Origin of the sequence: Teredinibacter purpureus (assembly GCF_014217335.1) — a bacterium.
In the GTDB taxonomy this organism is placed as follows: domain Bacteria; phylum Pseudomonadota; class Gammaproteobacteria; order Pseudomonadales; family Cellvibrionaceae; genus Teredinibacter; species Teredinibacter purpureus.
The window spans coordinates 3,604,846-3,620,135 of record NZ_CP060092.1 but is presented as its reverse complement, the minus strand read 5'-3'; the positions used below and the strand labels follow the sequence as shown (position 1 = coordinate 3,620,135).

Here is a 15,290-nt window from a genome sequence, read left to right as displayed (position 1 = left end):
CCCAGCACTAGAATAATTCGATTTCGTCATTATCCGCATCAAGCGCTTGCTCTGTTTCTTTTTCGAAATGGTGGTTGTATATTTTTAACGCTTCTTCGATTGTGCCTCCGCGCATAATATATTCAAACATTATCCGCTCGGCTTCCATTGTGTAACTACTTTTAATTCTTTCTTGCAAACTTCGCCATTGTTCCGGATTGGCAATTTGTTCGTCATGCTGCATAAGCTCCGAGACTTTTTCGAGGCTTCTCGTGACATGGTCCAAGCGTTGGCATACGCGATCATAAAATTGAAAGGCTTGTATTGAGGCGCCTATATTGGTGTTCATTTCTCTAGCTGTTTCGGCAAAATCAGATTTAAAAATTTCCAGCTCTTCTGGTTTCGACAGTTTTTGGATTTGCGTGCATATGTCACCGGTATGGCTGGCTAGCTTTGTGAAGGAGTGTGTCAGGGTGTCGACTGATTGATTGGAGTCCACCATAGTCGCTTCTATTTGACAGACTGCCAAGCAGAGCATGTTGATGGTTTCTTTTACGTGAGACCAGTCTGCACTTGAGTGCTGGGGCGGTTGAGCCTCTTCTGACACTTGGTTCATTATATGGCCTCAGTAGAGAATGATGATTGTCTAAGCATAGAAGAAAATTGGTAGGTTGAGCAGATTTGCGTGTAATTTTCGGGGACGTAGCCGGTATTTGTGGGCGGGTTTAAATACGATTTTTAGCTTCTAAATCACTCACAAGATTACGGGGTTGCCCAAGTCGATATCCGTATATTACAGAAAAGGCTAAAACGTTTTGTACGTAGCCACGAGTCTCTTTATAAGGGATGATTTCTATCCAAATGTCATAGGGTAGGTCTTGTGGGTTTTTCTCTATCCACGTTGATACTCGGCGGGGGCCGGCATTATAGGCTGCAGCCGCCAGTATTCGGTTCCCCTCGTATCGTTTAAGGAGTTGCTGGAGGTAATGGCCACCCAAGCGAATGTTGTGTTCAGGGTTATATAAATCTTGTTTGCTATGCTTAATTCCGTTTCGTTTAGCCGTAGATTTTGCCGTGTAAGGCATTAATTGCATAAGCCCCATGGCGCCCGCTGACGATCGAGCTTTTTCTGAAAAGGCACTTTCTTGCCGAGCGACGGCATAAATTAAGTCGGGTGCGACTTTTGTGGTGCTCGCGGCATCGTGTATTTCAGTTTCGTACGCAAGGGGGAAACGAATACTCAAGTAATCCCAAAGGTTGCCGGTAATCATTGCGTGGATACCCTTGTTGTACCAACCCCATTGTCGCGCGAGCTCGCCTGCGGCAATTAAATCATCGGATGCCATATCGCGGGTAGTAAAAATCCATTCAGCCTGAGCTTCGGCAAGATCACCTTTCAGCCAAAGTTCTTTAGCGCGCCGCAGGCCAGGAATACTCTCCATTGTGAGGAGTGAACTAGCGGTAATTTCGACGGGTAATTGTTGTAAAGAATAGGTACTACCAATATGGTCGGCGGCAAGAAAGCCGTAAAAGCTTCGTTTTTCGGCAAGGGATAGGTAAATATCGCCAGGGCTTTGTGATGTTTCGTTTGCAGAATCCAGCGCCGTTATTGCGCGTGCGCGCCAGTACCGCCAGCGGTCAGTTTGCTGTTCAGGAGAGGAAAGGGCGTTTATCCACTCTAAAACACGGGGCCAGTCCTCCAATTTGAGTGACTCTCGGATAATCGACGCAATAACTTTATCTTCTTGCAGGTTATGTGAGCCGGCAATGATTCGCTCAGCAAGTGCGGTATCTCCGTTACGAATGAGCCGAGTGGCAATATAGAGCTTCGTTTTGGTGCTGAGTGATGCAGGGAAAAGCTGCTGTGCTTCGTAGAGTTCCCAATATTTGAATGCATCTTTAGCATTTTTGCGAGCGTAGCGCCGGATACCATGAGCAATAATCTGCTGCATGTGAAGCGACTGTTCGGTAAAAGTGCGCGTTTTGCGAATAGAGTAGGGTAAGCGATGCACTTGTAGGTACAGGTCGGCGTGTTGAAGAGCGCCTTTATCCATAAATGAACGTACATAGCGGGCAAGGCTTTGATTCTGGGCCTGCATGGCATTGTGAAACCGAGCCCACGCTACCTCTTGCGTGAGCCCACCGGTTTGACGCCATCGGTCAAAAATGGGGTCACAGGCTTCTGGGTGCGATTGTCCTTCTTGCCATAATGCCGCAATTTCATCGTACACGTCCTCATCACCTTGATCACTGCGGGCGTATAGCCAATAGCATTGTAGTGCTTTAGAGGGGAGTGATGTTCCTTCGTAATAACGGAGGTACTCGCTCCAACGCCTTTTCATTGCCAGTGTGTATAGAAACTGTTCACGTAAGCGGGTTTCCAGAAAAGTGCCGTGATACGTAGATAGGAATTTGTCCAGTTTACCTATTTCTAGTAGTGGGAGGTTGTGCTTTAGCCTTCCATATTCAAGGTAAGGAACCAACGCGTAGTTACCAAGAAGGGCAAAGTGCTGGTCAAAGCTCTGCCAGTCCTGCTTGTTTAATGCACCCTTCGCCAGCTCATAGTGATAGCGTTGTTGGGTAATAGAATTGAGTTCAGTGGAGCGTGATGATGTGAGTGAGGCAGGTTGGGCTGTAATGCCTAAGGCACCTACAGGAAAGCAAAAATAGCAAATGGAAAGCCAAGTAAAAGAGGAAATTAGGGTAATTCGACTAAAGCGCAACAACATCTCACCGCATACAACGAGTAATTAAACAGAAAATAAGTGTATTCACATAGCATCTAACCAAGTGTTACCGATAAAATGCGCCACCGCCACTGCCAATTTGGAATATCTTTTATGATTTATCCACATTGGTGTTCTTTGACAGTGCCCCAATCGAAATGTTCTGACATTCGATTAACGATTTACGAGAAATTCATGTCGCTTTGCAAATTAGAAAACACCCATCTTCACTACGGCGAACAAATATTGTTTGACGAACTTTCGTTGCAGTTGGACCCAGGCGAGCGCCTTTGCATTATTGGCCGTAATGGTGTGGGCAAATCAACACTGCTTAAATACATACTGGGTACGGTGGATGTCGATTCTGGAAGTCGATGGCTGGGGGATGGCATACGCGTTGCCACACTCGATCAAGAGTTGCCACCGGCGGATGGGCGATCGGTCTATGAATTTGTAGCTGCGGGCATGCCAGCGTTAGGGGCCGATTTGAATGCCTATGAGGTTTTGATTCATCAAGGTGTAGATGCTGACCTAGTCGAAATGGAACGCGTACAGCAACGAATTGAGGCAGCCGATGGGTGGCGGGTTCAAACGCGTATTCAACAAGTGTTGACCAAATTAGAACTCGATGGCGATGTAAAAATGAATAGTCTATCGGGTGGGTGGCGAAGGCGTGTAGCACTAGCGCAAGCGTTGGTAATTGAGCCTGACATTTTGTTGCTAGATGAGCCAACGAACCACCTCGATATTGCTGCTATTCAATGGCTAGAACAACAACTGCAAAACTTTGCTGGAGCGTTGGTGTTTATAACCCACGATCGCGCATTTTTGCGTTCAGTGGCCAATCGTATTGGCGAACTCGATCGTGGTGAATTACGTGTTTGGCGTGGTGATTATGATGGCTTTTTGGAGTTTAAAAAGCAGCAATTAGACGCAGAAGAGCGACAGAATGCGCTATTTGATAAAAAACTCGCGCAAGAAGAAGTATGGATACGACAAGGAATTAAAGCACGTCGAACTCGAAACGAGGGGCGCGTACGGGCGTTAAAAAAATTGCGTGATGAGCGTGGCCAAAGACGGGAGCAGTTGTCCAGTGCTCGTATGGAGCACGGCGGTGATGTTGCCTCGGGCAAGCTAGTGGCGGAGCTAAAAAATGTTAGTTTCGGCTGGGAAGATAAATCGATCATTAAAAACTTCACGAGCACAATTATTCGTGGCGATAAGATTGGCCTTATCGGCCCTAACGGAATAGGAAAAAGTACACTACTGAAATTGATTTTGGGCGATATAGAGCCAAAAGATGGAAGTGTACGAATGGGAACAAAACTCAGTGTTGCCTATTTTGATCAAATGCGTGACCAATTAGACCCTGAAAAAAGTGCGATGGACAATATCAGTGAAGGCCGTGATAGCGTTGAAATTAACGGTAAACCTCGACACATTATGTCGTACTTGCAAGATTTCTTATTTACTGGAGAGCGGGCACGTACGCCCATTAAAACGTTATCCGGTGGGGAGAGGAACCGTATTCTGCTTGCCAAACTATTCAGTAAGCCCAGCAACCTTTTAGTGATGGATGAGCCAACCAACGACCTCGACGCTGAAACACTTGAGTTGCTGGAAGATATCTTGGTGGAATATACGGGTACGTTATTGCTCGTGAGCCACGATCGGCAGTTCTTAAACAACGTGGTGAGCAGTAGTATCGCCTTTGAGGGGAACGGCACGGTTAAGGAATATGTGGGGGGCTATGATGACTGGGTAAGGCAAGGCGGTGTTTGGCCTCAGACTGGGCAGTCAGGCCTTCCGGCTGCAAACTCCGTGGAGGCTATTGAAAAAGTGCCTGCAGTGAAAGCCGCACCCGCTAAAAAACTGAGTTACAAGCTTCAGCGAGAGCTGGATAAACTGCCTGCCGAACTCGAAAAACTTGAAGGGCAGGTGGAAGCCGTGCAAGCTAAAATGGCCGCGCCTGATTTCTATCAACAAGACCCATCTACCGTTGATGAGGCCCTGAAATCACTTGCGGCCATAGAAAAGACATTGGCACAGCGATATGAGCGCTGGGAAGAACTCGAGGGTTTGCAGAACGATTTGTGAGTTCTATCTGGCCCCTTAAACTTTAACCGCAAGGACGTCACAGCAGGCATTTTGAACGACACCTTTTGTAATGGAGCCAAACAGTATGGCTAATCCATGTCGGCCGTGGCTGCCGACAACGATTAGGTCCATGCTGTGTGTTTCGGCAATGCGGTGAATCTCGTGCGAGGTTTGGCCGATACAAATATACTGAGCCTGTGTTTTAACGTCCACTTCATCGATAATTTTGGCTAGCCGGGTTGTGGCCTGTTGTTCCATTATCTTTTGCGCTTCAGTGAGGTCAATGGGCACATCGCCGCCGTAAGCAAATGCGAGAGGTTCAACAATGTGTGCAACACTAATATCGGCTTTAAATAGATCTGCAATGAGTGCCGCTTTATTTAAAATGTGAACACAGTCTTTTGAAAGGTCAAGCCCTACAAGAATGTGTTTGTAGTGGTTAGTGCTGTTCATATTACCTCCGGCTGTCATAGATTAATTTATCCGTGAACACTGTGGGTTCATGTGATTTGAGTATAGCGCCGAACCGGCTGTTACTGGACAATAGCCTTCATCAACCCATGGTTTTAAGGAATGGATATGCTGCCAACATTCATAGCGCTGTGCTTAGTTGTGGTAATGATTGTAGGGCCCATTATGATGGTGCAGCCCAGCCGATACCAAAAGCGTCTCGCGCGGCTGCGCACATTGGCGGCTAAACGGGGTTTAAGGGTACGCTTAGGTCAAAACCCTGCACCGGGGGAGCCGCGACAACTGGCCATCTATAGCCATGCTATAGAGACGAACAAAAGGCTTCAAAAAATACCGACGTGGTCTTTGGCAAGGCAAACGCTTGAGCACGAATTGAATTTCGCCACAGGTTGGGATTGGCTTTGTGAAAGGCAAGCACCGAAAGTGTTGCACGAGCCTATACAGCAGTGGTTGATGGCGCTGCCAGCGTCTATTCGAGTGGTCGAGGTGACAGAGCACAGTGTCGGCGTTTATTGGACTGAGTCTTGTTGGCACAAAGAGCCTCGTTGGGAGTTGTCTGTGGACAAATGCCTGAACGATGTCGATCAGTTTTTAAATCGCCTTACTCAAATAGTGGACGCTCAATGATACGTGTAGCGGGCTAGGTGTTATTTAACATACTGCTGGGCAGGGACTCTGTATCGGGTTTGGGGTTGTAGTGGTTTTCGGGCATGTATTCTTCGGATAAGGCTTTTCGTTGGTTCGTCATAAGTTCGCCTATTTCTTTAATTATTTCGTGACGTCGGTCGTCGCTAATGCTGGTTTGCATTGCCACTTGTTGGGCTTTTTTATAAAAAGCGTAGGCCTTAAGCACGTCTCCACGGTTAAGTGCTTTGTGTCCATGCCCGATATTGCTGACCACACCTACCATCATATGTGCCCAGGCAAGGTCATTGATCAGCGCTTCCATTTCTGCCATCTCAAGTTTTCCAGCAGCCTGTCGCTTACGTAAAATACGGCCAGTCTCGTTCAATAAAAAAAGGGTTCTTGCGATGGCAGAATCACTTTCCTGTAACCGGTATATTTCCCTAGGCCTATTGGGGTTTCTAAACTCTTCAGCTAATTGCTCTGCCGTATTTTTGATCACGAATAGGCTTTGACTTTCGGGGTCAAGTCGTATCATTCCCGAAATTAAATCAATAACCTCTTCGTTCACATGGCGAGCAATCTCGGGTGAATCCACAAGGCCATCAAGCGTAACGGCCATCTCTTCTAAATCATCAACACGTCGTTTCATTTGCACTAGTTTTCGGCCAATGAGTCGCGAGCGGGTCTGCCGCTCGTTGACGGCACTAACCACAATTAACGAAATCATGGCGATGATGATAAAGATGACAAGTAAGGTAATGCTAGACATTGTGTATGAGTATGGGCGCCATAAATGAGACATAGGTAATAAATTTTATTTTAGTAGTATTTGGCGGCGCAGGCGCCTCACGGCTATGATTGGGTTTGTAGTCTTTCAGTCTCGTATGGCATTATATTGCTAATTATCAGATAGTTAGGTTCTTTTGTTAATGTTAGTTGGTTGGTGGCAATTGGTGGTCGTCGACCTAAAAAAGTACCGATAGGCTAAATAATTCGCGCTTGACGTTATAACAACAAGGACTTATATATGCGCACCTTCGTAAATTCAGTTTGTATTGGTGTATAAAATTAAACCAGTAGGGTTGGCGAATTTCTTAGATAGAAATTGGCTATTTGAACGTCAGTATTACGGAAATGTATAAAAAGAGGGATGCGAGCATGATTGCCCCAATGGGGTGAAAAAGCGCGTACCACATCCAAATTCATTGAATAAAAAGTAGAAGGCTCTCATGGGGAAATCGCTGGTAATTGTGGAATCACCTGCAAAGGCGAAAACGATTAACAAATATCTCGGCAACCAATATGTGGTGAAGTCGAGTGTTGGTCATATTCGAGATCTACCCACAAGTGGTTCGAATAAGGCGCCGGTAGACCCAAAAGCCAGAGCGAAACAAGCCGCTCTGACGCGAAAAATGTCGCCAGAAGAAAAGATCATACATAAAAAATCAAAATCGCGAGAGCAACTGATAAAACGCATGGGGATTGACCCCGATAACAATTGGGAAGCGCAATACGAAACGCTTCCTGGAAAAGAGAAAGTTGTTGCGGAATTACGGAAATTGGCGGAAGACGCCGATGAAATCTATCTCGCGACGGATCTCGACCGCGAAGGGGAGGCCATTGCTTGGCACCTGCGGGAATCCATTGGTGGCGACAGCAACCGCTATCGTCGTGTTGTCTTTAATGAGATTACAAAAAGTGCTATCCAAGAGGCGTTTAAAAAGCCTGGCCGTTTGGATATCGCACGTGTCAATGCACAGCAAGCCCGCCGTTTCCTCGATCGTGTTGTTGGGTATATGGTGTCGCCGCTGTTGTGGGAAAAGATTGCACGTGGGCTTTCTGCTGGCCGTGTTCAATCGGTGGCCGTGCGCTTGATCAGTGAGCGCGAAGGTGAGATTCGCGCGTTTATTCCAGAAGAGTACTGGGAAGTTAAGGCACAATTAGATACCGCAAAAGGCGAGCGGGCCAAGTACGAGGTTAAAAAGTTTCAAGGTGCGGCGTTCAAACCCGTCAATGAAACACAGGCAATGGCCGCTGATGCGTCTTTGCGTGCTGGTAACTTCAATGTTACTCAGCGTGAAGACAAACCCACCAAATCAACGCCAAATGCGCCCTTTATAACCTCGACACTACAGCAAGCAGCCTCAACACGATTAGGTTTTGGCGTAAAGAAAACTATGATGATGGCCCAGCGTTTGTACGAAGCGGGTTACATCACGTATATGCGTACAGATTCGACGAATCTCAGTAAAGAGGCCGTTGAAACCTGCCGAGAATTCATTTTGGATCAATATGGCAAGGCCTACCTGCCAGAACAGGCAAATCAGTATTCCAGCAAGGACGGCGCTCAGGAGGCGCACGAAGCGATTCGCCCCTCGGACGTATCTTGTCTGCCTATCCATCTTAAAAACATGGAGAGGGACGCAGAGCGCCTTTACACGCTTATCTGGAACCAGTTTGTCGCCTGCCAAATGACACCGGCTGAATTTACCTCAAGCGCTATTGTGGTAACGGCTGGAGAGTATGAGTTGCGGGCACGTGGTCGAGTGATTCGATTTGATGGCTTTACCAAAGTTATGCCAGCGATAGCGAAGAAAGAGGAGGATGCTATTTTACCGGATGTAAAAGTAGGCGATGCCCTCAATTTACACGACGTTATGCCTACTCAGCACTTTACTAAGCCAACCGCGCGGTACACCGAGGCCAGCTTGGTTAAAGAGCTAGAAAAACGTGGCATTGGGCGCCCATCTACCTACGCGGCTATCATCTCTACCATTCAAGATCGCGGCTACGTTCATGTGGAAAACCGTCGATTTTACAGTAATAAAATGGGCGATATAGTGACCGAGAGGTTGGTTGAAAGCTTTAGCGATCTTATGAACTACAGCTTTACAGCCAATATGGAAGAGTCTTTGGATGAGGTGGCCAACGGCAACAAAGATTGGCTTGTGCTTTTAAATGATTTTTACAAAGACTTCACGGTGAAGTTGGAGCAGGCGCAAAATATCGATGAAGGTATGCGTCGCAATGAGCCAGTGGAAACAGATATCGACTGTGGAAATTGTGGCCGTAAAATGCAAATTCGTACCGGCAGTACAGGTGTGTTTTTGGGTTGTTCTGGTTATGCCCTGCCACCTAAGGAACGCTGTAAAAACACCATGAATTTGGTGGCTGGTGAAGAGGCTGTCAACGTAGATGATGACGAAGAAGCTGAATCAAAGCAGTTGCGTCAAAAACGACGTTGTTCATTGTGTAACACGGCAATGGATAGCTACCTGCTGGATGAGACGCGCAAGTTACATATTTGTGGCCGAAATCCAGATTGTGATGGGTACGAGGTGGAACAGGGTGTATTCAAAATTAAAGGCTATGATGGCCCTTTGATTGAGTGCGACAAGTGCGGCCAAGATATGCAGTTAAAATCTGGCCGGTTTGGTAAGTATTTTGGGTGTACCGCTGACGAGTGTAAAAATACCCGTAAGTTGTTGCGCAGCGGCGAAGCTGCACCGCCTAAAATGGACCCTATCGATATGCCGGAGCTTATTTGCGATAAAGTGGATGACCATTACGTACTGCGTGATGGTGCCAGCGGCTTGTTTTTAGCTGCGAGCCAGTTCCCTAAAAATCGCGAGACACGGGCCCCGCTAGTTAAAGAAATTTTACCGCACAAAGCCGTACTCGACCCCAAGTATAACTTTTTGTTAAGTGCTCCAGCACAGGATAGTGACGGTATTGATACGCTTGTTCGGTATAGCCGCAAAACCAAAGAACAGTATGTTCAGTCAGAAGTCGATGGTAAGGCAACGGGCTGGAAGGCCTTTTACGAGGGGAGTAAATGGGTTGTAACGGATAAACCAGCTCCTAAGCGGGCCGCAGCTAAAAAAGCGCCGGCGAAGAAGGCTCCGGCGAAGAAGAAAGTCGCGGTTAAAAAAACGCCTGCTAAAAAGAAAACAACAAGCTAAGCATAAGATGGCTGCTGCAGAAGTATTTCAAAAGAAAGTCGATTTGCAGCTGCTCTATGCCCGGACGCAGTTGAATGCGTTGGTGGGTCAGAGCGGTTTTGCGAAGCAAGCATTTTTGCAGGCGGCATTATTGCAATTGCATCTTGCGTTAAAGGCTTATATCTCAGAAATTACCAATGGGCGTGTTGTCGTAGAGGGTGCTGAGGAGCTTCTACGGCTCGATGTGGGTGCGTACGATTTTAGGCTAAAAGAACTTCAGGTTTTAGCTACGGATACTGCTCAGTGGTTATCGCAGCTTTATTTTAGTATTAACCACCTCTATACGGCAGGCTCCTCGCTACCGGTAACCCGTTCTTTTGCTGCGTCCGCTGTTAATGTAATCGCTTCCAGTGGCTCCGCTCCACAACAATGGGATGAACTATCGGTTGCGGATGTTGAGCGGGTTATTCAGGCTTTTAGAGCTTTCATCGATAATCAACGCGGTTTGTCTATAGAGTCTTGACAGGCGTTTTAGCGTGATTGTAGATTTTTAACCGAGTGAGTGAAAATACGGGCATAAAAAATGATACAATTTTGAGTCACATATTAGGTTGTCAATAGGTAGGGGGTAGCCCTGATGACTCAAAGCAGTACCGATAAAGAGATATCAATGTTATACGAGATAGTTGAATTAGCGGATGGCGAAATTGCGTTACAAAAAGATGAAGAGGGAAGTGAGCCTCTCGTACGAATAAAGTTTTCGGAAGAATCACTTTATTTTTTAAATGAAGCAAAGTTTGATATTGCTAAAGCAATGATCGAAGCCGGCCTTGAAGCCGCAAGTGATATTCAAGACAGTTCAAACCCTCAAGAGCAAGAGAGCCGAGAAGAGGGAAAGGTTGAAGAGTTTACGCTTCATTAAGGTGTTCAGTTCGGCTGTAAACCACCTAAACGTATTTTTAACTCAGCAGAATAGGTTGCCCTAATGATCTATGGGTAACCTTCATATCCATAAGGCGTGTGCGGCAATACTCGCAATGTTACTTATAAATCTTTGTCCTGTACCCCTTCGAGTTTAAGTCTAACAAGCTTGTAAATCTGCGCGGGCGTTAACGAAATCGTAGTAGTAGCCCTTTGCAGCCAGTATTTTTACAGGCGGTATCCAGCGTATAAAAATCTGACTCCGTAAGGCTTCCAGCCTCTGCTATAACAGTGCTGCTTGTATTGTTGGTCAGGGCTTCCCAGAATACTCGAGAAATATCGCTAACATTTTTAGGGTGAATGATGCGCACATTGTTTAAATTAAAGCCGAACGATTGAAGTTGTGCTTTGCTAATGCCCGTCGGGGCTATCCACGTAAACCATTTGGATTGGCTTTGCTGGCTTAGGTGCGCAAGCATCGGTAGCACTAGGTTGTAGTCAGGGATGCCGTTTGATCCGGATAATACAATCTCGGTCAAACTGGCCGAGTTTGAGTGGACGGGCGATGAGTTGGCACAGCTTCGATTATAAGCTATTTTTTGTGCTGAATTTGCCATGGTAATGTCCTCTGGTTTACAGGGATTAGCTGCGACGAATAACGCCTACACTTAAACCCTCGATTGCAAAGTTTTCATCTCTCAGGTCGACTTCAATAACGTCGAAGTCCGGGTTTTCTGGCCATAATTCGATAATTGCTCGATTTCTTTCACGCTTAAATCGTTTGACCGTTACTTCATCTTCTATCCGAGCAACGACAATATCACCATTTCGAACTTGGTCCGTTTTGTGGACGGCTAATAAGTCTCCATCAAAAATGCCGATGTCTTTCATGCTCATTCCGTGAACGGTTAGCAGGAAATCAGCTTGAGGACTAAAAAAGCTTTGGGGGACATCGCAATAATCTTCTATATGCTCTTCTGCCAAGATGGGGCTGCCAGCGGCTACGCGGCCAACGAGGGGGATACCGGTTTGCGTTTCGGGAAGGCGGATTCCACGTGATGCGCCGGCGATCATTTCAATGGCGCCTTTTCGGGCTAGTGCCTTTAGGTGTTCTTCCGCGGCGTTCGCCGATTTGAACCCTAGTATTTCTGCTATTTCAGCTCGTGTAGGTGGGTAGCCTGTATCTTGAATGTGATCCTTAATTAGATCTAAAATTTGCTGTTGCCTTGCCGTGAGTTTGATCATCCGTTGTCTCCAGTCTAATGGGCGCAGCTTGGTGGTTAAGCTGAGTGATTTCAGTCTGTTTTAATATACAGTACTTGGTATTATATACAGTGTTTGTGTGTGCGCAAGCTTTTCGTGGTAAGGCCTAAAAGAGATAGAGTGCCTTGCTTTCGTAAGTTACCGTTCGTTGTTCTGTATTGCTCTGTTAAACTTGCAGCTGGAACTGTTGGTCTAGGTTTAAGTGGTCGGCGGGGTAAAGAACGGGAGAATGTGAATGCTTGATACTCTATTTAAAGGAGCTGGGATGCGGCGTCAGTACTGTCGAATGAAGGAGCGTGTGGATAGCCGTATTAGAGAAAAAGCGATCGAGCGGGCACGAACACGTATTTACTTGCATGGCAAACAGCCAGAAGACTACGCTGAAGAGGTGCTCGAAGTTATTGTTAAAGAAGAGGAAGATAAGCTACGTGCGGAATTTAAGGATAAGGGTATTCTTATGTTACTTGCCGCTTTGGGTTTGTCGTTTTGGTCTTAAGGTGACCCTATGTTTAAGTTTTTAACAAAATCTATTGTCTTTAGCGTGGTGTGGCGGCGTTATAAGACACTTATAGTGTCGACGGTACTCCTTTTTCTTATGTATTTTGTTATTGCTCTTATTCATGATGATTATGTGGAGTATTCGCTGGCGAGCCAAACGGAAAATGCTTTAGGGTTTGCTTACATCGTAAAGTGGGCTGCTATGGCCATTGGCACGTTTGTTTATTACGTTATAAACTTCCCGCCCGCAATATTACGTAAAAATAAGTCCGGCAAGCGGTTACGTGATGCAGAGGAAGAAGCCGTTTTGGGTGCCGCATGCGAAAATTTTTCGGAAAATCCGCTACGGGATAATGACCCTTTCGCGGGAATAAGACAAAAGAAACAGTTAAACAGTAGAGCGGATGCCTGCCTGAAAGAATAATCTAAAACGTGATGTGCTAATTGTGGCCTATTTCAATGTTTATAGGCTGTCGTCGAAGCCGAGAAAAGGCTCTGGTTCTATCGTTTCGAGTGGGTTGCCATAACCGCTATTAATAGAGTTTGGATTGTCTTCCCACGGTTCAGCATATGATGCACCATAACCTGCGTTAGCGTCTTCAGGGGCGGCCGCAACCACTAGATTTAATTGCCCCCAAGTGTCCAGTTCAAATTCGTCGATATCACCGTCTTCGTATTGAATCTCGATGGCGCTATTATCTTCATCTAATGCGACAATTTCAAAAAGTTGCTTGCTTGACGTGTCTTGATACCAGACACCGATTACTGGGAATATCTTTGCCATAACCAACCTCCAACGTTACCACTTTACGCTACCACTTCTTCTGTTGCTTCGCACTATCTTTGGGTAATGCAAGGATGAAATATTCAGTTGTTAGGCGTATTATCGTAAAAGCACTGTAACGTTATGATTTGCACTGACTTTTAGAGGTTCTAGGGGGGTATAAATGATGATTTATAAACCCCTTTGTTATAGTCGACGGTTCATAAATATAGAAAAAGTCTATAAAACTTTGGCTGAAAACCGTGGTTTGGGTAAATACTATTGAAACCGCTGCGTACACAGCTTTAACCCATTAAAAAAATAAATAAATAGAGGTGGTTTATGGCTCAGGGAGATACGGTAGAAAAAATATTGCATTCAGCTGGTGTTTTATTTGCTGAGCGTGGTTTTGCGGAAACGTCTTTGCGTACGATCACGGGAATGGCAGACGTTAATTTGGCCGCAGTTAACTATCATTTTGGCTCTAAGAAAGAATTGATTCAAGCGGTGTTTTCCGGGTTTTTAGGTCCGTTTTGTACTATTTTGGAATCTGAAATGGACGCCGCCTTAGATAAAGTGTCGGCCGGTGTGGAGCTCGATATTGAGACAGTTTTAGGGTGTGTTTCGGCCGCCGTTTTAAAAACACCGGCGGCTACTGGGGTAAGTGTGCAGAGAATAATGCGATTGTTAAGCTTGGCGTATACGCAATCACAAGAGCATTTGCGCCACCACTTGGTTGCAAACTACGGTAAGACATATGGCCGTTTTTCAGCATTAGTGCAAAAGGCGCTGCCGGAACTCACACCTGTGGTTTTTTATTGGCGTCTCTATTTTATGTTGGGGGCTATGGCGTTTACCTTGTCTAGCTACGATTCTCTTCGTTCAATATTGAACAGTGAATATGCTCAAGATAGTGAGCTCGAAGACGTAATGAACCTAATGGTACCGTCCTTAACCGCGATTTTAAAAAACCCATCATGATACATTCTTATCTTGGTCCCGTTGTTATTGATGTTGCGGGCACATCTTTGTCGCTTGCTGATAAAAAGCTACTCGCCGACCCTTGGGTGGGAGGTGTTATTTTGTTTAGCCGCAATTTCGAACATAAAGAACAGCTGGCTCGATTGGTAGCTGATATTCGCAATAGTAATGCTAAGCTCCTTCTTGCTGTAGATCATGAGGGTGGGCGCGTGCAACGCTTTAAAGAAGGCTTCTCTCTTATTCCGCCTATGCAGTCTCTCGGCAATCTCTACAGTTCTGATCATGTACAGGGCTTGTTGGTGGCGAAAGAAATGGGTTGGTTGTTAGCGGCCGAAGTATTGGCTTCCGATATCGATATTAGCTTTGCACCCGTCTTAGATGTTGACGATTGTGTGAGCGATATTATTGGTGATAGAAGTTTTCATCCAGACCCCACTATTGTTGGCGTGCTTGCGCAGTCTTTTATGGCTGGAATGCACGAAGCGGGTATGGCGACAACTGGAAAACATTTTCCTGGGCACGGCGGGATAAAAGCCGATAGCCATCTAGAACTACCTGTTGACGCTAGGACGTTAGATGAATTGGAGTCGCGTGATCTGAAGCCCTTTGCGGATCTCACGCAGTCTTTGGATGGTGTAATGCCTGCACATATTCAGTTTCCCTCAATTGATGGTGAGCCTGTAGGCTTTTCACCTTGGTGGCTTAAAACTTACCTACGCGGAACGTTGGGGTATGACGGTGTTATATTCAGTGACGATTTGACTATGGAAGGGGCTGTTGGGGCAGGGAGTTATTCTCAACGGGCGATCAAAGCGTTGCAGGCGGGATGTGATTCGGTTTTAGTATGTAATAGTCGGAGTGGCGCATTGGAGGTTGTGGATGCTTTGCGTGCGCTATTTCCGAGCGTACTTCAATCAAACCTTGAAAAAATGAAAGCGAGAAAAACCTTAACATGGGGGCTGCTCCAGAAGAGCGAACGATGGCGCTCAGCGGTAAGTTTACTTAGCTCGATTTGAGTGATTT

At 46.1% G+C, this 15,290-nt stretch carries 16 protein-coding genes; 9 read left to right on the top strand and 7 right to left on the bottom strand.

Features of this window, described 5'->3' with window-relative positions; genetic code table 11:
- Positions 1–7 precede the first annotated feature (7 nt).
- Together H5647_RS15905 and H5647_RS15900 are read right to left on the bottom strand one after the other, a co-directional pair.
- The gene (locus H5647_RS15905) at positions 8–595 is read right to left on the bottom strand and encodes a hypothetical protein (protein WP_045859938.1); all 588 of its coding nucleotides are present in this window, start codon (positions 593–595) and stop codon (positions 8–10) included.
- A 109-nt stretch (positions 596–704) separates the two neighbouring features.
- On the bottom strand, positions 705–2,708 hold the full coding sequence (locus tag H5647_RS15900) for a transglycosylase SLT domain-containing protein (protein ID WP_052692112.1): 2,004 nt from the start codon (positions 2,706–2,708) through the stop codon (positions 705–707).
- Positions 2,709–2,900: 192 nt separating this feature from the next.
- On the opposite strand from H5647_RS15900, the gene H5647_RS15895 reads away from it, so the two are divergent.
- On the top strand, positions 2,901–4,802 hold the full coding sequence (locus tag H5647_RS15895) for an ATP-binding cassette domain-containing protein (protein ID WP_045859936.1): 1,902 nt from the start codon (positions 2,901–2,903) through the stop codon (positions 4,800–4,802).
- 15 nt (positions 4,803–4,817) lie between these two features.
- Here H5647_RS15895 and H5647_RS15890 read toward each other — a convergent pair whose 3' ends face one another.
- Entirely contained in the window at positions 4,818–5,255 is a 438-nt protein-coding gene (locus H5647_RS15890; protein ID WP_045859934.1) for a universal stress protein, read from the bottom strand.
- A 126-nt stretch (positions 5,256–5,381) separates the two neighbouring features.
- On the opposite strand from H5647_RS15890, the gene H5647_RS15885 reads away from it, so the two are divergent.
- Positions 5,382–5,900, top strand: coding sequence for a hypothetical protein (locus tag H5647_RS15885; protein ID WP_045859932.1), 519 nt, complete (start codon positions 5,382–5,384; stop codon positions 5,898–5,900).
- Positions 5,901–5,913: 13 nt separating this feature from the next.
- Here the strand turns inward: H5647_RS15885 and H5647_RS15880 are convergent, their stop codons facing one another.
- On the bottom strand, positions 5,914–6,669 hold the full coding sequence (locus H5647_RS15880; protein WP_045859930.1) for a hypothetical protein: 756 nt from the start codon (positions 6,667–6,669) through the stop codon (positions 5,914–5,916).
- Positions 6,670–7,129: 460 nt separating this feature from the next.
- Between H5647_RS15880 and topA the strand changes: the two genes are divergently transcribed.
- The 3 genes from topA (at position 7,130) to H5647_RS15865 (ending at position 10,763) form a co-directional block, all read left to right on the top strand.
- A complete protein-coding gene (topA, locus tag H5647_RS15875; RefSeq protein ID WP_045859928.1) occupies positions 7,130–9,862 on the top strand; it encodes a type I DNA topoisomerase in 2,733 nt (910 codons plus the stop codon).
- A 7-nt stretch (positions 9,863–9,869) separates the two neighbouring features.
- The gene (locus tag H5647_RS15870) at positions 9,870–10,364 is read left to right on the top strand and encodes a DUF6586 family protein (RefSeq protein WP_045859926.1); all 495 of its coding nucleotides are present in this window, start codon (positions 9,870–9,872) and stop codon (positions 10,362–10,364) included.
- Between the two features lie 141 nt (positions 10,365–10,505).
- Positions 10,506–10,763, top strand: coding sequence for a hypothetical protein (locus H5647_RS15865; protein WP_045861467.1), 258 nt, complete (start codon positions 10,506–10,508; stop codon positions 10,761–10,763).
- 187 nt (positions 10,764–10,950) lie between these two features.
- Here the strand turns inward: H5647_RS15865 and H5647_RS15860 are convergent, their stop codons facing one another.
- The gene (locus H5647_RS15860) at positions 10,951–11,379 is read right to left on the bottom strand and encodes a cell division inhibitor SulA (protein ID WP_052692111.1); all 429 of its coding nucleotides are present in this window, start codon (positions 11,377–11,379) and stop codon (positions 10,951–10,953) included.
- A 25-nt stretch (positions 11,380–11,404) separates the two neighbouring features.
- The gene (gene lexA, locus H5647_RS15855) at positions 11,405–12,007 is read right to left on the bottom strand and encodes a transcriptional repressor LexA (RefSeq protein ID WP_045859924.1); all 603 of its coding nucleotides are present in this window, start codon (positions 12,005–12,007) and stop codon (positions 11,405–11,407) included.
- A gap of 253 nt (positions 12,008–12,260) precedes the next feature.
- On the opposite strand from lexA, the gene H5647_RS15850 reads away from it, so the two are divergent.
- Positions 12,261–12,521: a hypothetical protein gene (locus tag H5647_RS15850; RefSeq protein WP_045859922.1), complete on the top strand. Its 261-nt coding sequence runs from the start codon at positions 12,261–12,263 to the stop codon at positions 12,519–12,521.
- Between the two features lie 9 nt (positions 12,522–12,530).
- Positions 12,531–12,947 (top strand): hypothetical protein, encoded by a 417-nt coding sequence (locus H5647_RS15845; RefSeq protein WP_045859920.1) that lies wholly within the window; start codon positions 12,531–12,533, stop codon positions 12,945–12,947.
- Positions 12,948–12,986: 39 nt separating this feature from the next.
- Here H5647_RS15845 and H5647_RS15840 read toward each other — a convergent pair whose 3' ends face one another.
- Complete coding sequence (locus tag H5647_RS15840; protein WP_045859918.1) at positions 12,987–13,307, bottom strand: DUF6763 family protein; 321 nt, start codon at positions 13,305–13,307, stop codon at positions 12,987–12,989.
- Between the two features lie 321 nt (positions 13,308–13,628).
- On the opposite strand from H5647_RS15840, the gene H5647_RS15835 reads away from it, so the two are divergent.
- Positions 13,629–14,267: a TetR/AcrR family transcriptional regulator gene (locus H5647_RS15835; RefSeq protein ID WP_045859916.1), complete on the top strand. Its 639-nt coding sequence runs from the start codon at positions 13,629–13,631 to the stop codon at positions 14,265–14,267.
- The gene (gene nagZ, locus H5647_RS15830; RefSeq protein WP_045859915.1) at positions 14,264–15,283 is read left to right on the top strand and encodes a beta-N-acetylhexosaminidase; all 1,020 of its coding nucleotides are present in this window, start codon (positions 14,264–14,266) and stop codon (positions 15,281–15,283) included. Before H5647_RS15835 ends, nagZ begins: the two co-directional genes overlap by 4 nt.
- Positions 15,284–15,290 lie beyond the last annotated feature (7 nt).